This window comes from Maribrevibacterium harenarium (genome assembly GCF_006385675.1).
Classification (GTDB): Bacteria; Pseudomonadota; Gammaproteobacteria; order Pseudomonadales; family Marinomonadaceae; genus Marinomonas; species Marinomonas harenarium.
In genome coordinates this window covers 16,337-36,387 of record NZ_VFRR01000020.1, presented here as the reverse complement: position 1 = coordinate 36,387, position 20,051 = coordinate 16,337, and the positions used below count along the sequence as shown (strand labels likewise).

The following is a 20,051-nucleotide window of genomic DNA, read 5'->3' as shown; positions in this document are numbered from 1 at the left end:
GGACGAAAACATGAAATTTCAAAAGACTTTATTAGCTTCCTCTGTTGCTATTGCAACCTTGGCGCTGGTTGCTTGTGGTGGTGATGACAGCTCTCAGGACTCAGGTTCTTCATCTTCAACATCTTTTACTGGTCTGGTAATTGATGGTCGTATCGCAAATGGTTTTGTATGGATTGATATGAATCAAGATGGCAAATGGGAGTCAGGTGAGCCGAAAGCCTATACCGATGCCGATGGTTACTATTCATATAACTATGAGAAAGGCGTTAACTATTGCAGCGGCACTACGGCGAATGAGCGTTACTGTCTTAATTCTAATGCACTCACTGGTTACTCTCTAGTTCGCTTAACTGGGGGGACAGAAGTTTCGACTGGGCAGAAGTTCCGTGGCATGTTAACCAGTGTGGTATATCCTGCGTACAACGGCAGTCTCTCAACTTCTGGCGTTTTTGATACTCGGGGTGATTACTATAGATGGATTTATCCGATACTAAGACCGCCAGTATCAACGTCTTATCAAGTTGCCTACTCAACTATGACTCCTTCCACAACCATGTTATGGTCTGCCGCGCAGCGTATTGGAGCGACCACAGATCCGGTGACAAATCCTGCTCAAACAGTTCAGAATGCTCTAGTCGGTTCTGGTACGCCTGATCAAAATTCTCTATTGACTTCCCAACTTGTCCCGCCGGTAGACTCGACTTCTACTTCATGGAGCGTCACTCAAGAACGAGCTAAATTACAACTAGCTGGTCAGACAACCATGAACCTAGCGGCAAATATTGTCACTCGGGCAACGACCTCTACAAATACTCCAACGTTAGATACAGTTCTTGGTTCGCTTTCTTCTCGAATTTCAAGTGCGACAACAACAACGTCTGTCGTTGATTTGCCGCCTGCAGATCTTGAAACTGTTTTTAGTCGAGTGGGGGTTTCATCCGCTAGTAGCGAAGCGACTACATTACGGGATGGCCTTCAGGCATCAAATAAACTCATCGACCAGATAAGTACAAGCGGTATTGCAGAAACTTTACGGGCAGCACAAACAGCTCAGGCTACTATTGATAGAGCTGTGGCTTTAGCCCTTGATCCCAACGCTACATCTACTCAGAAAACAAATTCTAATAATGTAATCAGTAATGTTAGTGGCAATGCTGATACGTTAGTAACCCAAATTAAAACTCAACAGGCAGACACTACTAAAAGTGTTGTAGTTGTTGATACATTGGTTAAGAAACTTGAAACGGCAAGTACCGATATTGCGACGGCAGTATCTGACGCTGCGGTAGAAGAAGCTGATCCTGGAATTTGGGTCACTCACTATTTATCTATGTCCGGCAGTGATGATTACCTCAATACCCCTACTAATACTGCCGACGATAAAGTAGGTCGTGCTATTCTATTTTTCAAAGGCAAGGCTGGTGATCAATCTGGTGAAGTTGCAGTATGTTATGCCTTCTCAGATCCGAGCCAAACCAAGACGGAAGATAAAAACCGAGTTGGTCACCTAACTGCTGGTTGGACAGCTATTCCGGGGCTTGGTGTTGTTGATATTACTAGCCAGTACGGTGATTTCCAGATTCAAGCTACAGGGAAAGTTTCTCCTAGTAGCGATACGGATAATGGTAAATATTTCCTTGGATTTGGTGATGCCAACACAAATACTTTTGGACGGTTTACCTTTAAGTCAGATGAGTTTGATCAAGATGCGGTTTGGTACTCAGATCACCTTTCTGTAGCCACTGGCGCTAATTCCTCTTTCGAGCAATGGGGGCTTAGAGCCTTACCGACAGGGCAAACTGTGCCAACTAAGAAGAGCGAATGTGATGATGTTCTTTTAGCGGATAGCAAAACGTTGTTGAGTAACTTGCCAAGTACTGTATTCACTGCGTCAGACTTTAATAATTAGAATCTCGTTAATAATTGAGACCGCCTCAGGGCGGTCTTTCTGTTTTGAAGGCCATTAGTGAAATTAAGAAGATTCGTTAAGCCCCTAATTATCTAGGTATCCATAATGAAAAAAATACTACTCCCTATTGCTCTACTATCCAGTTCAGTTGCTTTTGCCGAAATAAACAACGAGCCCTATACCTATCTTGGTGTCGCGGCTGGTCAATTTGCTTATAAGGAAAGTGGTACTGTTACTGGCGGTATTAAGTTTGAAACCACTCCCACCAACTTTCAGGTGTTTAACTACTCTGGTGGCTATACGGCAGTAGGCGAGCGGACCGGATTTTATATCAATACGGTTAGTACGTTATACGCGTCTACGGATGCCGAATCCTGGCAGTTTAGTTCTGCCAATGGTTCTGGTGAGCATCAGAAAAACCAAGTTACCTCTAACCATAACTCGCTAGACATCCTATTTGGCTATCTATTTGAAGGTGGACATCAGCTTGTTATTGGTGGTGCTTATCGTCGTACCTTGATGGATCGTAATGGCTTCTCGAAAGGGGCGGACGCTGGAACGTTTAACTCTGCCCGCTGGAAAGGGGAAAATACAGCTCTTAATGAGGCGGATTATATCTCTAAATATGGTCTTCAAGACGAGTTTAAGGTCGTTAACTATACGGAAACCTTCACCAGTGCCTTAGCTCAAGTTGGTTATCGCTATGATACCCGTTTCAAATCATCTGAAGTTGGGCCTCGCTGGCAGTGGGGGGCAACCATTGGACTACCTTTATTTTATGATGTGGTGAATACATCCAACTCAGGGCTGTCCTTTTCCTCTTCGTTTGAAGGATTCGACGTAGGCGCGTATGTTGGCTATGGCTGGCGTTTCACCGAAAACCTTGGGCTATTAGCAAAAGCCAACTACTTCTACCGCTTGCGAAATGAGATGAGAATTCGCGGTGACTATGTGAGTGAGTTAAATCGTTATCGCTACGCCATTATCCCCGAAAACGAAGTACAATACTGGAACGTGGGTGTAAACGGGTACTGGAATTTCTGATTCTGGGCCTCGCCTAAATCGATTCCATTGCAGACATAGGGATGTTTGTTTGTCCGCTTTAACTTATGCGTTTGTCAAAGAGCACGGTGTGTTGTTATTCCAATCTGACCAAGGTTGGGTAGTGGCGCACCGTGAGTCAGCTTCTGTTGCAGCCTTGGCCGAGGCGCAGCGGGTCGCCCCCCTATTGCCGTCATTTCAAGCCCTATCAGATGCAGATTTCGATGGGGAGATGGTGCGTTTTTATCAGCGTGAGGGGGAGCAAACCCTAGCCGCAGCCCAAGGGCTGGGGGATGAGCTGGATCTTGCCAGTGCTGCCGATGCCATTCCGGAAAATGAAGACCTACTCGAAAGCGAGGGAGACGCCCCGATTATTCGCTTGATCAACGCTATCCTGAGCGAAGCGGTTAAGGAGGGGGCTTCCGATATTCATATCGAAACCTTTGAGCGCCGGTTGGTGGTGCGTTTTCGGGTGGATGGGGTATTGCGGGAAGTGATCGCCCCAAAACGGGCGCTGGCTCCTATGCTGGTCTCCCGTATTAAGGTCATGGCCAAGTTGGATATCGCGGAAAAACGTATCCCCCAAGATGGTCGTATTGTGCTGCGTATTTCTGGGCAGGAAATTGATGTGCGGGTTTCTACCCTACCTTCCACCCACGGTGAACGTATCGTGATGCGTTTGCTATCAAAACAAGCCGGGCGCCTAGATTTGACTCATTTGGGTATGAATGAGCGGGACCGTGAACTACTGCGTTCATTGATTTCTCGTCCCCATGGGATTTTGCTCGTCACTGGCCCCACCGGTTCCGGTAAGACTACCTCCTTGTATGCGTCATTAGGTTATCTCAATGATGGCAAGCGCAACATTATGACGGTCGAAGACCCAGTGGAATACCATATCGAGGGCATTGGCCAGACCCAGGTAAATACTAAGGCGGATATGACCTTCGCCCGTGGTTTGCGGGCCATTCTACGTCAAGACCCAGACGTGGTGATGATCGGGGAAATCCGGGATCGCGAAACGGCAGATATCGCGGTGCAGGCGTCCCTTACTGGGCACTTGGTGCTCTCTACCCTACACACTAATAGTGCCGTCGGTGCCATCACCCGATTACAAGATATGGGGATCGAGCCATTCTTGTTGTCTTCTTCCGTCATTGGGGTGTTATCCCAGCGTTTGGTGCGCCGCCTTTGTGACCATTGCAAACAACCGGTAGCAGCGGATGACGCTACCAAGCAGCTATTGGGTAAGCCGATCTCCGAGCCGCTCACCCTATACCAGCCAGTGGGTTGCGAACAGTGCTTCCAGCAAGGTTATCGGGGCCGTTTAGGCCTGTATGAGTTGGTGCCGATTAATGGAGAAATGCAAACCCTGATCCACAACCAGGCAGGTGAACAAGGCTTGGAACAACTGGCACGAAAGTTCGCCCCAAGCCTACGTCAGGACGGTATGGAAAAAGCACTCGCTGGGCTCACCAGTTTGGAAGAAGTGCTACGAGTCACCCATGGGGAAACGTCCCCTGTGCTGTCTATTACGGAATCCCGCTAATTTATGGCTGCTTTTGAATATACGGCTCTGGATACCAAGGGCAAAAAGCGCAAGGGTGTGATTGAGGCGGATAACGAACGCCAGTTACGCCAAAAACTGCGGGATCAAGGCTTGGTACCTATTGCCCTTCAGCGCGGTAAAGAGCGCAGCGCCAGCAGCCTATTTTCCCCTTCCTTAAGCGTCAAAGATCGAGCTCTGGTGACTCGCCAGCTCGCGACCTTAATTGATGCGGGTTTGCCCATAGAAGAAGCCCTTTCCGGTGTGGCGGAGCAAACGACAAAGCGCCGCTTGCGTTCGATGCTGTTAGCGGTACGCTCCAAGGTGTTGGAAGGTCACAGTTTGGCGACAGCATTGGCTCAGTATCCGAATGCCTTTCCCGTATTGTTTCGCGCTAGTGTTAAAGCCGGCGAAGAGTCCGGCCATTTGCAAGGGGTGTTAATGCAACTGGCGGATTACACCGAGCGCACCCGTGCCAACGCCCAAAAAATTCAAATGGCCATGCTGTATCCGGCGATTTTGACCCTAGTTGCCATTGGTATTGTGACCTTTCTGCTTGGCTCAGTGATGCCCGATATTGTCTCGGTATTTGATAAGCAGGGCGCAGTGTTGCCGACTATTACCCAAGTCATGTTAGCGATCAGTAAATGGATACAAGCTTACGGCAATCTCACCGTTTTAGGCTTAGGGTTGCTTCTGTTGCTGTATATCATGCTGATGCGCCACCCAACGCCTAAGCAAATCAAAGATGCCTTGGTGCTACGTCTGCCGTTGGTGCGTAATATGATTCGTACTGGTCAAGTTACCCGCTATATCAGTACCCTTGCCATGCTATCCAGTAGTGGTGTTCCCTTAGTTGAAGCTATGGCGATTGCGGCCCAGGTGATAGACAACCACACCATTGCCCAGCGCTTAATGCAGGCCCGGGATCGAGTCAAAGAGGGGGGCGATCTCGGCACCGCGTTGCGTGATACAAAACTCTTGCCCCCTATGATGTTGCAGTTGATCATTAGCGGTGAACGCAGCGGCGAGTTGGATGCCATGCTGACCCGGGCGGCCCGTCAGCAAGAAGAGGAAACCAATAACTGGATAACCGCATTAGTGGGGCTATTCGAGCCATTGATGCTGTTGGTCATGGGTGCCGTGGTGATGATGATCGTGATGGCGATCCTATTGCCGATTATGAATATGAATCAGCTATTAAATTAACTTGAAGTATTGTCCGGGAAGGATAAAGGAGAAACACATGGCGATAACTCGTCGAGTTTTAGCAAAACGCAAACCCCACGCACAACGCAAATCTCAAGCGGGCTTCACTCTACTAGAGCTGATGGTGGTGCTGGTTATTTTGGGGGCGCTAATCGGCTTGGTGGCACCAAATATTCTTGGGCGCTCGGATGAGGCAAAAGTGTCCGTGGCCAAGACCCAAATCCGCAACATTATGTCAGCCTTGGATTTATATAAACTCGACAACGGCAATTACCCTTCTACCTCCCAAGGTTTACAAGCCTTGGTGACTAAGCCCTCGGGCTTCCCGGAAGCGAAAAACTGGAAAGACGGTGGCTATATGCAAAAACTACCGGAAGATCCTTGGGGCAATGAGTTCCTCTACATTAGCCCCGGTGCTGACGGTCAGTATGATCTGCTTTCCCTTGGTTCCGATGGCCGCGAAGGTGGCGATGGCGATGCCGCAGATCTATCTAAAGCCGATCTATAATCACACCGATGACACGAACTTCCGCTCGGCAAGCTGGTTTTACCCTATTGGAATTACTGGTGGTACTGGCGATTTTGGGGGGCTTGCTGGGTTTGGTGGCTCCCACTATTCGGGTGGATCGGGGTGCACAAGAGTTGCAAGAGGAAGCGCAGGCCCTACGGGCATTTCTGCAAAACGCCATCGATGACGCTTGGACCAAGCGGGAAAATCTCGCCTTAAAGCGAACTCAGCAACGGCTGGCTCTACAGACTTTTATCGATAACGAATGGCAGGATGGGGCGACCTTCACATTGACGGATCAAGTGATAAGCAATATTTCGGTTTCGTCCCGTTTATTGCAACAGGGCAAGGAAAGCCTTGGTATCAGTGATAACCATATTGAATGGCTGACCTTAAGCAATGGGGAATATTTGCCCCTAAGCTGGCAGTTAAGTCTTGGCGATTATCGCGTCACCATAGTAGGGGATGGCATCAATGGCCTCACCTTGGAATAAACGCGGCGGCTTTACCCTTATGGAAGTGCTGATTGCCCTAGTCGTACTCAGCTTGGTGGGGGTGGTGTTAGTGCAAACTACCCAAACCACCACCTCCCAAGCCAGCTATTTAAAGCAAAAGGTGCTGGCGGTTTGGGTTGCCCAAGATCGCGCTACCATGATGCGTTTGGCAGTGCGCAGTGGTCAGCCGGTGAATTTAGACAAGGAAACGGTAGAACAGGGGGGGATGGGATTCCGCACCCAAGCCTTGCTGGAAAAGCAAACCGGTGACTTGAATCGGGTGGAAATCCAAGTGTTTTTAACGGACGCGCAAACACCCCTTTACACATTAGTGACCTATGTGCCTGAACTCACTTCCGCTAGCGGAGTCACCAATGAGTAAACAAAGGCGAGCTGGTTTCACCCTGTTGGAGCTGTTGGTGGTGTTGGGCATACTGGGTTTTGTCGGTATCGGCGCGTTGCAAATGGTGCGCTCCGGCTTATCTCTGCAAGGCAGTATCCAAACTCAAACTGAAGGACTTGAGCAAGCGATCCGTGTTTGGGCTTGGTTAGAGCAAGATGTGATCCAATCCCTTTCTAGGCCGATTCGGGATGAATTGGGTGAATCCCAGCCTGCTTTGCAAGTGACCGATGGTATGCTGGCATTGACCCATAGCGGCTGGGAAAATCCGCTGCAAGAACAACGCTCCCGTTTGCAACGGGTCATCTATGAACATCAAGATGAACAATTGGTGCGTAGGTTTTGGCAGGTGCTTGATCGAGACCAAGATAGTCAAGCCAAAGAGCAGCGCTTTGCTGGGGTGACTGGGTTCTCGGTGGAAGTGTTGGGAGACACCGGTTGGCTGGCCGAGTGGCCACCAGAAGCAACCATGTTGCCCGGTGGCGTATCGGCTCCAGTCGGAACACCGGTAGCCGCGCGCATCAAACTCAACCTCAGTGGCTTGGGGGAAGTGACGCGGGTGTTTGAGCTACCGTCCCTGCCAGTAGTGAACGAGGTCAGCGATGGCAGCTAAGTCGAGCCAGCGTGGCGTGGCCTTAATCCTTGCCCTAAGCGTATTTGCCTTGATCAGTGGGATTAGTGTGTCAGTACTGAGCTCGGTACAGCGGGAAGTCAGTTTGGTCGAGCGAGTGCAAAACTCTTCCCAATGGCAAGAAACCCTCCTTGGTGGGGAGGCATGGGCGAGAGGTTGGCTTAGTGGCCTCGATTTGAATGCAGCGAAAAACCTGCCCATTGATCGTACCCTACCTTGGTTGTTTACCGAGCAAGCTTTTCCCCTGGAACAAGAAGGGGACAGTCTCGTTATTCAAGTGATTGACCGCCAAAGCTGTATTGATGTGAATGGCTTGGCAGACCCAGAACGACAGCCCCTTACCCAGCAGCGGTTGGTTGCCCTTTCAGAGCAGCTTGGTGTCAGTAATGAATGGGTATATTGGCTGACTGACTGGCTCGATAAAGATCAGGATTTAAGTGCCAGTAATGGGCGTGAAGATGAATACTATGTCGGTTTGGAAACCCCTTATCGTACCGCTGATGCACCGATGACGGCACTTTCAGAATGGGCGTTGCTTGGTATAGACGAGGAATTATCTACCACCTTGGCCCCTTATATTTGCAGTTTACCCATGGCGGTTGGAGTGAATATTAATCGAGCGCCAGAACCGGTATGGCGCGCCATGTTGCCTCAGTTAAATGAAGAACAATCCACGAAATTGCAGGCAAAGTTAGACAGTGTAGGGTTTGATAGTACCGAAGATTTGGTGAAAGACGAGCTGTTTGCTGACCTTGATCCGCCGTTAGATCAAGCCGACTGGGCCGTCACCACACAATTGGTTGAGGTTTTGGTAACGCTCACGCAAAATAACCGCCAGTATTACTTACACAGTGCCTTGTATAAACAGGATTCGGGCTTGGTAGCGACTTACTACCGTGCCTTTGGCCAATTCGACACCATCACTCAGGCGTTGCTTGCCGAGGATGATGTCACTCGTCAGCAACCATAGGAACCCATGGAATGCCCCTTGCTCAGCTTCTGATACAGACCCAAGAACAACCTGATGGTCAACTGCTAGGACGTGCTTGGCGTATGCAGGATGGCGTCGCCCAGCCGGTAGTAGGTAACTGGTCTGCAGCGAGTCAGTTGGCCTTGATACTGCGGAACTTGACGGATCGCGGCAGTCTGGAAGTGATGCTATTTGCACCGGCACACCGGTGTCATGTACGGCAAATACCGCTGCAGAAAGGCCAAGCTGCCCATTTGCAAAATGTGGTGCCCTTTTTGATGGAAACCCATGTGGGTCAACCAGTGGATGAACTACATTGGGTCAGTGAAGCAACGAAAGATAAACAACAGGCTTGGGTGGTTGCCACGGCTCACTCGCATATGGCTCAGTGGTTGGCGTTTTTACAGGAAATAGGTGCCCAGGGTGCCTTGTTACTTCCTGCGCAAGCTTTGCTATTGGAAGAAACCGAAGCCACCTCCATCACCCTATTAGATATGCCGATGCAGCATTTTCAGGGGCAATGGTTAGCGTTGCCCACTTTGTCGCAAGCAGAAAATGGAGTGTGTTGGGATGAAAATCAGGTAGCTCAGCGACTCGCTTCCAATAAGCACTGGCGTCGTTTCAATTTGCTAACTGGGCAATACAGCCAGCGCCAGGCGTGGTTGGAACGTTTATCCGAGTGGCGTGGTGTGGCGGCCGTTGCACTTTTAGCATTGGGGTTCGCTTATGGTTGGCAAGCTCAGCAAATTCAAGCATTGGAACGAGAAACTGCGCAGCTTGAAGCCCAAGCCAGTCGCCTATTTCTGCAGCTCGCTCCGGAAGCGGGGCGAGTAGTTAACCTCAGTCGCCAATTGCAGGGGCGTTTGCAGCAGGTCTCTAATAGTCACAGTCCGAATCAAGACGTTTCCCCTTATCATTTATTAGCCCATCTTGGACAAGCGTTGCAAAAAGTGACCGGTGCTACCCTATTGGAGCAGGTTTCTCTGCGGGATCAGGTATACCGCATTGTCATACAAGCACCGCAGCGGGAGCAATTAGAGCAGTTGCAACAGGTATTAACTTCGCCCCAATGGCAAGTGCAATTGGAGCAAGTGGTCAGGGTAGAAGCGCAATATCGGGGTAGCTTTCGCTTGCAAGGAGGTGCGCAATGAAACAATGGTTAGCCAATCAATTTCGCCAGAGTCCCAGTCTGTATGCTTTGTGGTTAGCCTTTCACCGGCGTAGTACCCGTGAGCAAATATTATTGCTGGTCGCTGGGTTTAGCTTACTTTTATTAGCAGGCTTTTATGGTATTTGGCAGCCACAACAGCAAGCTTATCAGCAGGCGCAGCAACGCCTCGCTACTGCCCAAGAGAACTACCAATTATTGATTAGCAAGCGTCATTTGTTGGCTGGAAACGCCCAGTCGAGCGGTTGGCAAAGCGTAGATCGAGAAGCAAACGAACTACGCAACATCGTTAGTCGTACCAGTCGTCAGGTAGGCCTAGCGGCGGAACGTATTAGTGTCGAAGGGGATAGCCGATTACAACTGTGGGCCAATAATGTGCCGTTTGCTACCGTTGCGAAATGGCTGGAATTATTGGCTCAAGAGCGAGTGGGTATTTACTCACTGCAAATTGAGAGAGTTGCGGATGCGCAGGTGTCCCTACGCATCACCTTGGATTAGATCTGTTTAATCAATTTCCACCAAGCGAGTTGGAGTAAGAATGGTGCTTAATGGCACATCCCAGCTTGCTACCGGTAGTTGGTCTACTTCTTGGCAATCATGGGCCAAACCGATTAAACGGGTTTTGTCCCGTTCAATATGCTCGAAAGTGCGGTCATAGAAACCGCCCCCCATGCCCATACGGCCACCGTTTACATCAAAGCCTACCAAGGGTAGTAGCACCCAATCCATATGGGCGCCCGTTAACGGGGCGGTATCGACAGGTTCAGGAATAGCAAAGCTATTGGCTTTCCATTCACAGTTGGGTGTGTAGCGGCCAAACAACAGGGCTTGACCATCCAATATGGGTAGATAAAGGCTGATATTTTGTTCCCAGCACCAGTTGACGATGTACTCCGGCGATAGCTCACCATCATTGCTTAGGTACAAAGCCACTCGCTTAGGTGAGTGCGGGGATTTTACTAGCAAAGATTGAAACGATTGTAGCGCCTGCTTGGCGGCGTCTTGCTGTTGCTGCTCGGTGAGAGCTTGGCGGCGTTGACGTAATTGCAGACGGAGTGCAGCACGATCTGAGGTCATAAAAGAGTTTCCCAAGTTGCCGTTTTGACTTTTGGCCTTGAACCCAGTGGTTCAAGGTGGAAGTAACTGAAGCTCTTTAGGCTTTCCGACGCACGGACATGCACACCGAACTCACAGATATCTTCCGGGGTTTTGCTCATAGGCTCAAGGGCGTTAAGCCACTACGAACAACCCAGGAAACAAGTCCAGTATAGCGAAGAACTGCCGTAAACAATAGTGAAACCGGCGGAATCCCAATTAGAGCTATGAATAAAATTCTTGTTACTGACTATTGCTATTTCCAGTCTCAACCCTAACAGCAAATCCTAAGCAAAACTTATCCAACTTTCGTCTGTTGGTTCAACGCACTGTCTAATTGCGACGTCAGTTCCCGTAATTGCTGCTCATTGGCGCGGGCGTAACGGCGATTGTCTAACAAATCATGGGTGATATTTAAAGCCGCGATAATGGCAATTTTTTCAAGACCAATGATACGGCCACTGGCGCGGATTTCCCGCATTTGACTGTCTAGATACTCGGCTGCTTCCTTCAATTCGGCCTCGTGACCCTTGGGGCAGTTGATCTTGTAGGACTGGCCGAGAATGTTAACGGCAACGGTCGGTTTTTCCATGGTGTCTCCAGCAACGGGCAAAATAATCAGAATGGGTGCGAAGAACGCTATTTAACAGCAAATATCATTTTAGAACGCGACCAAATTCGTTACAATCAGCGATTCTCTTTATCCACATGAATATATAGCAAATCGACGCCAATATGGAAATCAATCCCCTCCTTAATAAGATAAAAGACCTCGCAGAACGCACCCGTGTTCTTAGGGGGTATCTTTGACTATGAAGTCAAAAAAGAACGCCTCGAAGAAGTTAACCGCGAATTAGAAGACTCGAACGTCTGGAATGACCCAGAATACGCCCAAAAACTTGGCCGAGAACGGGCTTCTCTGGAATTGGTCGTCACCACCATCGAAAACCTTGAAGCGGGCGTAACCGACAGCTCTGAGCTGTTGGATATGGCGGTAGAAGAAAACGACCAAGATTCCGTCGATGCAGTAGAGTTAGAACTAACTGATCTTGATAAGCAACTGGCGGAATTAGAGTTTCGTCGCATGTTTTCCGGTGAAATGGATCCAAACAACGCTTATCTGGATATTCAAGCGGGCTCTGGTGGTACGGAGGCACAGGATTGGGCCAACATGTTGTTGCGCATGTATTTACGTTGGGGTGAGGATAAAGGCTTTAAAGTAGAGTTGGTTGAGGTGTCTGCTGGGGAAGTGGCGGGCATCAAATCGGCTACCGTGCGCTTTGAAGGTGAATACGCATTTGGCTGGCTACGCACCGAAACTGGGGTTCATCGTTTGGTGCGCAAATCCCCATTTGACTCCGGCAACCGCCGCCATACCTCTTTCTCGTCGGTGTTTGTCTCTCCAGAGATCGATGACAACGTGGAGATTGATATTAATCCAGCGGATCTACGCGTGGATACCTACCGCTCTTCTGGTGCCGGTGGTCAGCACGTTAACACCACAGATTCTGCTGTTCGTATTACCCACGTACCTTCTGGCATTGTGGTGCAATGTCAAAGTCAGCGCTCCCAACACGCTAACCGTGACTTCGCCATGAAACAATTACGTGCCAAGTTGTACGAGATGGAAATGATGAAGCGCACCGAAGCGGCTCAGGCCTTGGAAGAAACCAAGTCCGATATCGGCTGGGGCAGTCAAATTCGCTCCTACGTATTGGACTCTTCCCGTATTAAAGACCTGCGTACTGGCGTGGAAACTTCTAATACTGGCGCCGTACTAGACGGCAACCTAGATCAATTTATCGTGGCGAGCCTAAAACAAGGTTTGTAAGCCCTTACTACGAGAGTATAAACAGAACATGTCTAACGAAAATCAAACCGAGCAATTGCAAAGCGCTGAAGACAACCGTTTAGTGGCTGAACGTCGTGCTAAGTTGAATACTATCCGCGCCGAGCGTAATGCGTTCCCGAATACCTTTCGTCGTAATGCCTACGCCGGTGATCTACAAGCGGAATTTGCGGCATTAGAAAAGCCAGAGCTAGAACAGAAAAACCACGTTGTGAGCATTGCCGGTCGTATCGTGCGTAACCGTGGTGCTTTCATGTTGCTGCAGGATATGAGTGGTCAGATTCAGGCTTACGTTAACCGTCAAGCCCTAAGCCCAGAAACCCTAGCGGAAATCAAAACTTGGGACTTGGGTGACATCATTGGTGTCACTGGTCCAGTGCACAAATCCGGTAAAGGCGACTTGTATGTGGATATGCAGCAAGTTGAGCTACTGACAAAATCTTTGCGTCCGCTGCCAGACAAACACCACGGCCTAGCGGATATGGAAATGCGTTACCGTCAGCGTTACGTGGATCTGATCGTGAATCAGGACTCTCGTAAGACTTTTGAAGTGCGTTCGAAAATTATTTCCACCATTCGTCGTTTCCTTGAAGATCGCCGTTTCATGGAAGTAGAAACGCCGATGTTACAGACCATCCCAGGTGGCGCATCTGCTCGTCCATTTATTACCCATCACAATGCAATGGATATGGACATGTACTTGCGTATCGCGCCTGAGCTTTACTTGAAGCGTTTGGTTGTGGGTGGCTTTGAGCGGGTATTCGAGATCAATCGTAACTTCCGTAACGAAGGGGTTTCTACTCGTCATAACCCAGAATTCACCATGATTGAATTCTACCAAGCCTATGCGGATTACAAAGACTTGATGGATCTTACTGAAGACATGCTGCGAACCATCGCGGAGCAAGTATTGGGTACTACCATCGTGCCTTACCAAGGTGAAGAATTTGACTTTGGTGCGCCGTTTGCTCGTCTAAGCATGTTGGATGCGATCTTACAATACAACCCAGAGTTGACTGCCGAAGATTTGGATACCATCGAAAAAGCGACTGCGGTAGCGAAGAAACTGCATATTGATGTGCAGCCAATTTGGGGGTTGGGCAAGATTTGGACAGAAATCTTCGAAGAAACAGCAGAAAGTAAGTTAATTCAGCCAACATTCATTACCGAATACCCAGCAGAAGTATCCCCATTGGCACGTCGTAACGACGATAATCCATTTATCACTGACCGCTTTGAGTTCTTCGTTGGTGGCCGTGAAATCGCTAATGGTTTCTCGGAGCTTAACGATTCGGAAGACCAAGCAGAACGTTTCCGTCGTCAGGTGGAAGAAAAAGACGCCGGTGATGATGAAGCGATGCACTACGATGCGGACTACATCAATGCGTTGGAATATGGCCTACCGCCAACTGCAGGTGAAGGTATTGGTATCGACCGTTTGGTGATGCTATTCACGGACTCACCTTCGATCCGCGATGTTTTGTTGTTCCCTCATATGCGCCCACTGGACTAATACCGAGGCGTTCGGGTATAACTTTATCAGTTTCAATAAGGCCTCATTCGAGGCCTTATTTTTGTTTTTAATGCAGCGAAAAAGGGGTCTGACCCCCATATTATTGGAGCAGCGCATGAGCCGTTTTTGGACCGATAGAATTGCTTCCCTAGATCCATATGTACCGGGGGAACAACCACAGGATAAGAAGTACATCAAACTCAATACCAACGAGAGTCCTTACCCGCCTTCCCCAAAAGCTATTGCCGCGATGCAGGCCGAAGTGGGAGAGCGTTTACGTTTATACCCAGACCCAAATGGTCAGATGCTGAAAAATGCCTTGGCTGACGCCTATGGTCTACAGGCCAATCAGGTATTTGTAGGAAACGGCTCTGACGAAGTGCTGGCGTTGGCCTTTATGGGCTACTTTGTCGGTGACAAACCCTTGGCGTTTGCGGATATTACGTACAGTTTCTATAAGGTGTATGCCAACCTGTACGGCATCACGCCGAATATCATTCCGTTAAATGATGACTTTGATATTGTGCCAAGTGATTACGACAACCTTGACGTATCGGGTGTCGTGGTGACAAACCCTAACGCTCCTACTGGCAAGGCCCTGCCTTTGAGTGATATCGAGCACATCCTCAATGCGAACCAAGATGTGGTAGTGCTGGTGGATGAGGCCTATGTGGATTTCGGTGCCCAAAGTGCCGCCACTTTGGTCAATCAGTATCCAAATCTATTGGTGGTGCAAACCATGTCTAAATCCCGAGCTTTGGCAGGGATTCGTGTTGGTTACGCGCTAGGGCACCCAGATTTGATTGAAGGTTTGGAGCGCTTGAAGAACTCGTTCAATTCCTACCCGATTGACCGTATCGCCTTAGTCGGTGCCACTGCGGCGGTGCAAGATGCTGAGTACCTTGCCGAGATTTGCGATAAAACCATCGCTACCCGGGAGTGGACGGTGGCGGAGCTTGAAAAGCTTGGTTTTGTGGTACTGCCCTCTGCGACGAATTTTGTGTTTGTTACGCACCCAGAGCGGGATGCGGAGTCCCTATACTTGAGTTTGAAGGAGCAGGGGATTTTGGTACGTTACTTTGGTAAAAAGCCTCGTATTGGGGACTATCTGCGCATTACCATCGGTACTGACGAGGAAATGGCTGCGCTAATCGCAGCATTGTAGCGCGTCCTTCAATTAGAGGTGTGGCTTTCCTGCAATTCCTTCGGCTTGCGTATTGTCTCGTGCCTCGACCGTCAGCGCCGAAGCAACGCAGGAAATCCACCGTGGAAGTGTGTGAAATACTAAAGTAAGCCCAGATCCCATTTGGGCGCGGGGGAAGATGGCAACCGTACACGGAGGAGCGTCCAAATGGGGTGTGGGTGCAGCGCGTTGCCCGGTTGCGCAGGCGGCTTTCCTGCAATTCCTTCGGCTTGCGTATTGTCTCGTACCTCGACCGTCAGCGCCGAAGAAACGCAGGAAATCCACCGAGGAAGCGTGTGAAATACTATAGTAAGCCCTGATCCTATTTGGGCGCGGGGGAAGATGGCAACCGTACACGGAGGAGTGTCCGAATTGCATGAGGGGCTACTCCCAATGTTGTTAATTTTGATTAATCTGGCAAGGCTTGGATAGCTGTTAAACCAATAGCCGGGAGACAGACACTGAACACACTAGACTGGAACGGGCTGCAAGCCTTTATAATGTGTGCCGATGCGGGATCATTTTCGCAAGCAGCCTTGCGGCTGGGCGTAACGCAACCCACCTTGAGTCGACAAATCTACGCCCTAGAGCAGCATTTAGGGGTGACTTTGTTCGAACGTCTAAGCACCGGTTTGGTATTAACAGCCAGTGGTGAGCATTTGCTAAGATTTGCTCGTCCTATGTCAGCTAACGCGGAGCAAGTGGCTTTGGCCATTGCTGGACTAACGACGGCTACCGAATCCCCGGTGACTTTGTCCGTGAGCGAGATTGACGCCCTGTTTCGTCTGCCAGATTTGCTGGTGCATTTACGTCAGGTGCTCCCCCATGTGCAAATCGATGTGCAGGTGAGCAATCAGGTTAGTGACTTAAAGCGTCGTGAAAGTGATATTGCACTGCGTAGTTTTCGCCCTCAAGAGCCGGATCTGATTACCCGTAAAATTGCCGATGAGCCGATTTGGTTTTATGGCACCAAGGAACTGGTGGAATCCTATGGCTTGCCGGCTAGGCCAGATCAAGTTGGCGCGGTAGAAATTATTGGCTTTGAGCGAGGCGGGAGGCTAATCGAGCAGCTAGCGGTGCAAGGTTGGCAATTAACTCAGCAGAATTTTCCGATTGTGACTCTATTTCAAGGCTTGCAATGGCAGCTAGTGAAACGAGGTGCTGGGCTAGGCTTTTTCCCAGAAAAGATTGGTGAACAGACAGGCTTAGTAAAAGCGTTTGAGCATTTTGGGCCGCCTATGACCATACCTTTATGGCTGGTGACTCATCGGGAGTTGCATACCAACCCCCGCTTGCGCCAAGTATTTGATGTGATCGCGAAATGGCTGCTAGAACACTAGTTTAGCTGTTCTAGCTTTCCTTTGATTGCCTTAAGAATACCATCTGCATCTAGACCGACCCGTTTTAGCATCGCACCGTGACTGGCATGCTCTTCATAGCGATCAGGTAAACCTAACTGGAGTACTGGCACTTGGATATGATTTGCAAGTAAGAACTCACTCACCGCAGAGCCAGCACCACCCATAATGGCATTTTCTTCTACCGTGACAAACAGCTTAGCGTCCCGGTGCGAAAGTAGTGCCTGCTCATCGATGGGTTTCACAAAACGCATATCAAGCAAGGTTGCATCTAGCTTATCCGCGGCCAGTAGCGCGTCATAGGTTGGGCGACCAAAGCCGCAGATAACAATGCCAGAACTACCGGTGCGCAGAATTCGAGATTTACCAATTTCGATGGTTTCGAGGGTCGGTTCAATAGCGATCCCCCGACCTGTACCTCGTGGATAGCGCACTGCAGCGGGGCCTTTGTACTCATAGCCGGTGTGAAGTAGCTTGCGGCATTCGTCTTCGTCCGATGGGGTCATAATCACCATCTTTGGAATGCAGCGCATATAGCTTAAATCATAGGCACCGGCGTGGGTGGGTCCATCTTCACCGACTAATCCGGCACGGTCGATGGCAAACAATACGTCCAGATTTTGTAGAGCCACATCATGGATTAGCTGGTCGTAGGCACGTTGTAGGAAGGTCGAGTAAATGGCGACAACCGGTTTTAAACCATCACAAGCCATTCCTGCCGCCAAGGTGACCGCGTGCTGTTCCGCGATTGCCACATCGAAGTAGCGCTTAGGAAAACGCTCCGCAAAAGCAATTAAATCTGAGCCTTCTTTCATTGCTGGGGTGATAGCGACTAAGCGCGGATCTTGCTCGGCGGCATCGCATACCCACTGACCAAAAATATTGCTGTATTTCGGCAGGCTCGGCTGCTTTTCTTTGGTAACTGGCTCGGATTCAGGCTCCACTTTATTGATGGCGTGATAGCCAATTGGGTCCCCTTCAGCAGGCTCAAAGCCTTTACCTTTTTTAGTAATGACATGTAAAAACTGCGGCCCTTTGCGATCTTTCAGATTCGACAAAGTGGTTAGGAGTAGCTCCATATCATGGCCATCAATGGGGCCGATATAGTTGAAGCCTAGTTCTTCAAACAGGGTGCCGGGGGCCACCATACCTTTCATGTGTTCTTCAGCTTTGCGCGCTAATTCTAGCGCCGACGGTAAACCGGAGAATACTTTACGACCACCTTCCCGTAGGTTGGCGTAGGTTTTACTGGCCCAGATGCGGGCAAAATAGCTTGATAGAGCGCCAACCGGTTTGGAAATAGACATTTCGTTGTCATTTAGAATCACCAGCATATCGGCTTCTACGTCACCGGCATGATTGAGTGCCTCGAACGCCATACCAGCGGACATAGCCCCATCGCCAATAACGGCGACCGCTTTGCGGTTAGTACCAAGTGCTCGGGCTGCTAACGACATGCCTAGGGCAGCACCGATAGATGTACTAGAGTGACCCACGCCAAAGGTGTCGTATTCGCTTTCTTCCCGTTTTGGAAAACCAGAAATCCCATTCTCTTGACGGATTGTTAGCAGTGCTTCCCGGCGGCCAGTAAGAATTTTATGGGGGTACGCTTGGTGGCCTACATCCCAAACAATGCGATCTTCTGGGGTGTTGTAGAGATAATGCAGAGCAACGGTGAGTTCGACAACTCCGAGGCCAGCACCGAAATGTCCACCTGTCTGACCGACGCTATACAGCATAAACTCCCTAAGCTCTCTTACGAGCTGGGGCAATTGCTGCTTATCCAGAGCCCGTAAATCAGCAGGCGCGTTAATGGCATCCAGAAGCGGGGTTTCCGGGCGGGTTGTTGGTATGGTTTCGAACATTGGCACCGTTAGGTCAACTCATTCTGTGTTTTTCAAGCGCGCTAGTATATCAGTGGTTGCGCCCAATAATATAGTTAGCTAACTCGACAAGTGGCTGTGCGGGCTCACCAAATGTCTCAATTGAGCTAATTGCTTGGTCGGTAAGTGATTGTGCCAAGGTTTTAGCGCCTTCCAGACCCAAAAGTTTTGGATAGGTGGGTTTATTGGCATGCTCATCGGCAAATTGGGTTTTCCCCAATGTGGCCGTGTCACTGATAATGTCCAAAATATCGTCTTGCACTTGAAAGGCAAGTCCAATGGCAGCAGCGTATTGGTCGAGCTTGGTCAAAGTATCTTCGTTAGTCATGCCGACACTCAGGGCACCCATGCGCACACTAGCACGGATCAATGCTCCGGTTTTGTGGCGATGCATGGTTTCCAGATCCGCCACCAGCATATCAAGCCCCACATTGCTCAGGTCAATCATTTGTCCAGTGACCATGCCGAAACGACCAGAGGCTTGGGCCAATTCTTTGACCAAGCGTAATTGCAGAGTAGCGTCCCCTAAGCCTTCGGCACTGATAAGCTCAAACGCAAAGGTTTGCAGAGCGTCTCCCGCAAGGATAGCAGTGGCCTCGTCAAACTGTATATGACAAGTGGGTTTGCCGCGTCGTAGGTCATCATCATCCATGGCTGGAAGGTCGTCATGCACTAGGGAGTAGGCGTGGATGGCTTCGATAGCCGCGGCACAAGCATCGGTCAGCGGGTTGGCGTCACCAAACAACGAGGCGGTGGCATAAACCAGCATTGGGCGAACCCGTTTGCCGCCATTGAAGAGGCTATAACGCATGGCAGCATGGAGGCCATCCGCATGGGAGTATGGGCTTAGAGTATGTTCTAAATGCTGATCAACGCGATTACGAGCATACGACGAAAATTGCTCTAGGTTCACTAGTTTGCTTCCGGGTCAAAAGGTTCGAGGCGCTCCCCATCGTTTTTTTCGAGCAGAATCTGCACTTTTTGTTCTGCTTGGGTAAGTACCTGTTGGCAATCGTGGCTGAGTTTAATCCCTTTTTCGAAGGCTTTCAGCGCATCTTCTAAGGACAATTCGTTGGATTCCAGTTGCGCGACAATGGTTTCCAGCTCAGTGATGTTGTCTTCAAACTGACGGACACTGCTTTTACGAGACATGAATACCTGCTTTGGCTAATATAATGCTACATTTTTTAACAGAATTTGCGACAATCTACGAGAGAAGTCACGCTTGCTTGTAAAATAATACGGGTTCAATCAAGCGGTGGATGGTTTCTTCGTTTAAAATTAGGCAAACTCG

At 49.6% G+C, this 20,051-nt stretch carries 20 protein-coding genes and 1 other RNA gene; 15 read left to right on the top strand and 6 right to left on the bottom strand.

Annotation, left to right across the window (positions count from 1 at the left end; genetic code table 11):
* Positions 1-10: 10 nt before the first annotated feature.
* The 11 genes from FJM67_RS10675 to gspM all read left to right on the top strand — a co-directional run bounded on the left by FJM67_RS10675 (position 11) and on the right by gspM (position 10,374).
* Positions 11-1,909 (top strand): hypothetical protein, encoded by a 1,899-nt coding sequence (locus tag FJM67_RS10675; protein ID WP_140589151.1) that lies wholly within the window; start codon positions 11-13, stop codon positions 1,907-1,909.
* Positions 1,910-2,014: 105 nt separating this feature from the next.
* The gene (locus FJM67_RS10670) at positions 2,015-2,953 is read left to right on the top strand and encodes a hypothetical protein (protein ID WP_140589149.1); all 939 of its coding nucleotides are present in this window, start codon (positions 2,015-2,017) and stop codon (positions 2,951-2,953) included.
* Positions 2,954-3,002: 49 nt separating this feature from the next.
* Positions 3,003-4,499, top strand: a complete 1,497-nt coding sequence (gene gspE, locus FJM67_RS10665; RefSeq protein WP_140589147.1) for a type II secretion system ATPase GspE — start codon at positions 3,003-3,005, stop codon at positions 4,497-4,499.
* A gap of 3 nt (positions 4,500-4,502) precedes the next feature.
* A complete protein-coding gene (gene gspF, locus FJM67_RS10660) occupies positions 4,503-5,705 on the top strand; it encodes a type II secretion system inner membrane protein GspF (protein ID WP_140589145.1) in 1,203 nt (400 codons plus the stop codon).
* 37 nt (positions 5,706-5,742) lie between these two features.
* A complete protein-coding gene (gene gspG, locus FJM67_RS10655; protein ID WP_140589144.1) occupies positions 5,743-6,213 on the top strand; it encodes a type II secretion system major pseudopilin GspG in 471 nt (156 codons plus the stop codon).
* Positions 6,214-6,221: 8 nt separating this feature from the next.
* A complete protein-coding gene (locus tag FJM67_RS10650; protein ID WP_140589142.1) occupies positions 6,222-6,707 on the top strand; it encodes a pilus assembly FimT family protein in 486 nt (161 codons plus the stop codon).
* Positions 6,688-7,089, top strand: a complete 402-nt coding sequence (gspI, locus tag FJM67_RS10645) for a type II secretion system minor pseudopilin GspI (protein ID WP_181161478.1) — start codon at positions 6,688-6,690, stop codon at positions 7,087-7,089. Before FJM67_RS10650 ends, gspI begins: the two co-directional genes overlap by 20 nt.
* On the top strand, positions 7,082-7,720 hold the full coding sequence (gspJ, locus tag FJM67_RS10640; protein ID WP_181161477.1) for a type II secretion system minor pseudopilin GspJ: 639 nt from the start codon (positions 7,082-7,084) through the stop codon (positions 7,718-7,720). Before gspI ends, gspJ begins: the two co-directional genes overlap by 8 nt.
* Positions 7,710-8,708 carry a type II secretion system minor pseudopilin GspK gene (gene gspK / locus FJM67_RS10635; protein ID WP_140589137.1) on the top strand — a complete coding sequence of 333 codons (999 nt, stop codon included), beginning with the start codon at positions 7,710-7,712 and terminating at the stop codon, positions 8,706-8,708. The genes gspJ and gspK overlap by 11 nt, the downstream gene beginning before the upstream one ends.
* 11 nt (positions 8,709-8,719) lie before the next feature.
* The gene (gspL, locus tag FJM67_RS10630; protein WP_140589135.1) at positions 8,720-9,859 is read left to right on the top strand and encodes a type II secretion system protein GspL; all 1,140 of its coding nucleotides are present in this window, start codon (positions 8,720-8,722) and stop codon (positions 9,857-9,859) included.
* Positions 9,856-10,374: a type II secretion system protein GspM gene (gene gspM / locus FJM67_RS10625; protein ID WP_140589133.1), complete on the top strand. Its 519-nt coding sequence runs from the start codon at positions 9,856-9,858 to the stop codon at positions 10,372-10,374. Before gspL ends, gspM begins: the two co-directional genes overlap by 4 nt.
* Positions 10,375-10,380: 6 nt before the next feature.
* Here gspM and FJM67_RS10620 read toward each other — a convergent pair whose 3' ends face one another.
* From FJM67_RS10620 to FJM67_RS10610, 3 genes are all read right to left on the bottom strand, one after another.
* Positions 10,381-10,953: a 5-formyltetrahydrofolate cyclo-ligase gene (locus tag FJM67_RS10620; protein WP_140589131.1), complete on the bottom strand. Its 573-nt coding sequence runs from the start codon at positions 10,951-10,953 to the stop codon at positions 10,381-10,383.
* Positions 10,954-10,957: 4 nt separating this feature from the next.
* A non-coding RNA gene (gene ssrS, locus FJM67_RS10615) (6S RNA) lies at positions 10,958-11,135 on the bottom strand.
* Positions 11,136-11,269: 134 nt separating this feature from the next.
* On the bottom strand, positions 11,270-11,563 hold the full coding sequence (locus FJM67_RS10610) for a cell division protein ZapA (RefSeq protein WP_140589129.1): 294 nt from the start codon (positions 11,561-11,563) through the stop codon (positions 11,270-11,272).
* A 143-nt stretch (positions 11,564-11,706) separates the two neighbouring features.
* Here FJM67_RS10610 and prfB point away from each other — a divergent pair.
* The 4 genes from prfB (at position 11,707) to FJM67_RS10590 (ending at position 16,856) form a co-directional block, all read left to right on the top strand.
* Positions 11,707-12,802, top strand: a protein-coding gene (gene prfB / locus FJM67_RS10605; protein WP_140589128.1) for a peptide chain release factor 2 whose coding sequence is annotated in 2 segments (ribosomal slippage) — positions 11,707-11,778 and positions 11,780-12,802 — 1,095 coding nt in all. Because the reading frame shifts where the segments join, the coding sequence is not laid out codon by codon here.
* A gap of 28 nt (positions 12,803-12,830) precedes the next feature.
* Positions 12,831-14,333 carry a lysine--tRNA ligase gene (lysS, locus tag FJM67_RS10600; protein ID WP_140589126.1) on the top strand — a complete coding sequence of 501 codons (1,503 nt, stop codon included), beginning with the start codon at positions 12,831-12,833 and terminating at the stop codon, positions 14,331-14,333.
* A 115-nt stretch (positions 14,334-14,448) separates the two neighbouring features.
* Positions 14,449-15,498: a histidinol-phosphate transaminase gene (hisC, locus tag FJM67_RS10595; RefSeq protein WP_140589124.1), complete on the top strand. Its 1,050-nt coding sequence runs from the start codon at positions 14,449-14,451 to the stop codon at positions 15,496-15,498.
* A gap of 446 nt (positions 15,499-15,944) precedes the next feature.
* Positions 15,945-16,856, top strand: coding sequence for a LysR family transcriptional regulator (locus tag FJM67_RS10590; RefSeq protein ID WP_328591930.1), 912 nt, complete (start codon positions 15,945-15,947; stop codon positions 16,854-16,856).
* Here the strand turns inward: FJM67_RS10590 and dxs are convergent.
* The 3 genes from dxs to xseB are packed head-to-tail and all read right to left on the bottom strand — an operon-like array spanning position 16,853 to position 19,909.
* Positions 16,853-18,739, bottom strand: coding sequence for a 1-deoxy-D-xylulose-5-phosphate synthase (gene dxs, locus FJM67_RS10585; RefSeq protein WP_140589120.1), 1,887 nt, complete (start codon positions 18,737-18,739; stop codon positions 16,853-16,855). The two genes, FJM67_RS10590 and dxs, sit on opposite strands and share 4 nt — an antisense overlap.
* A 49-nt stretch (positions 18,740-18,788) precedes the next feature.
* Positions 18,789-19,670 carry a (2E,6E)-farnesyl diphosphate synthase gene (gene ispA / locus FJM67_RS10580; RefSeq protein ID WP_140589118.1) on the bottom strand — a complete coding sequence of 294 codons (882 nt, stop codon included), beginning with the start codon at positions 19,668-19,670 and terminating at the stop codon, positions 18,789-18,791.
* Positions 19,670-19,909, bottom strand: coding sequence for an exodeoxyribonuclease VII small subunit (xseB, locus tag FJM67_RS10575; RefSeq protein ID WP_140589117.1), 240 nt, complete (start codon positions 19,907-19,909; stop codon positions 19,670-19,672). The genes ispA and xseB overlap by 1 nt, the downstream gene beginning before the upstream one ends.
* Positions 19,910-20,051 lie beyond the last annotated feature (142 nt).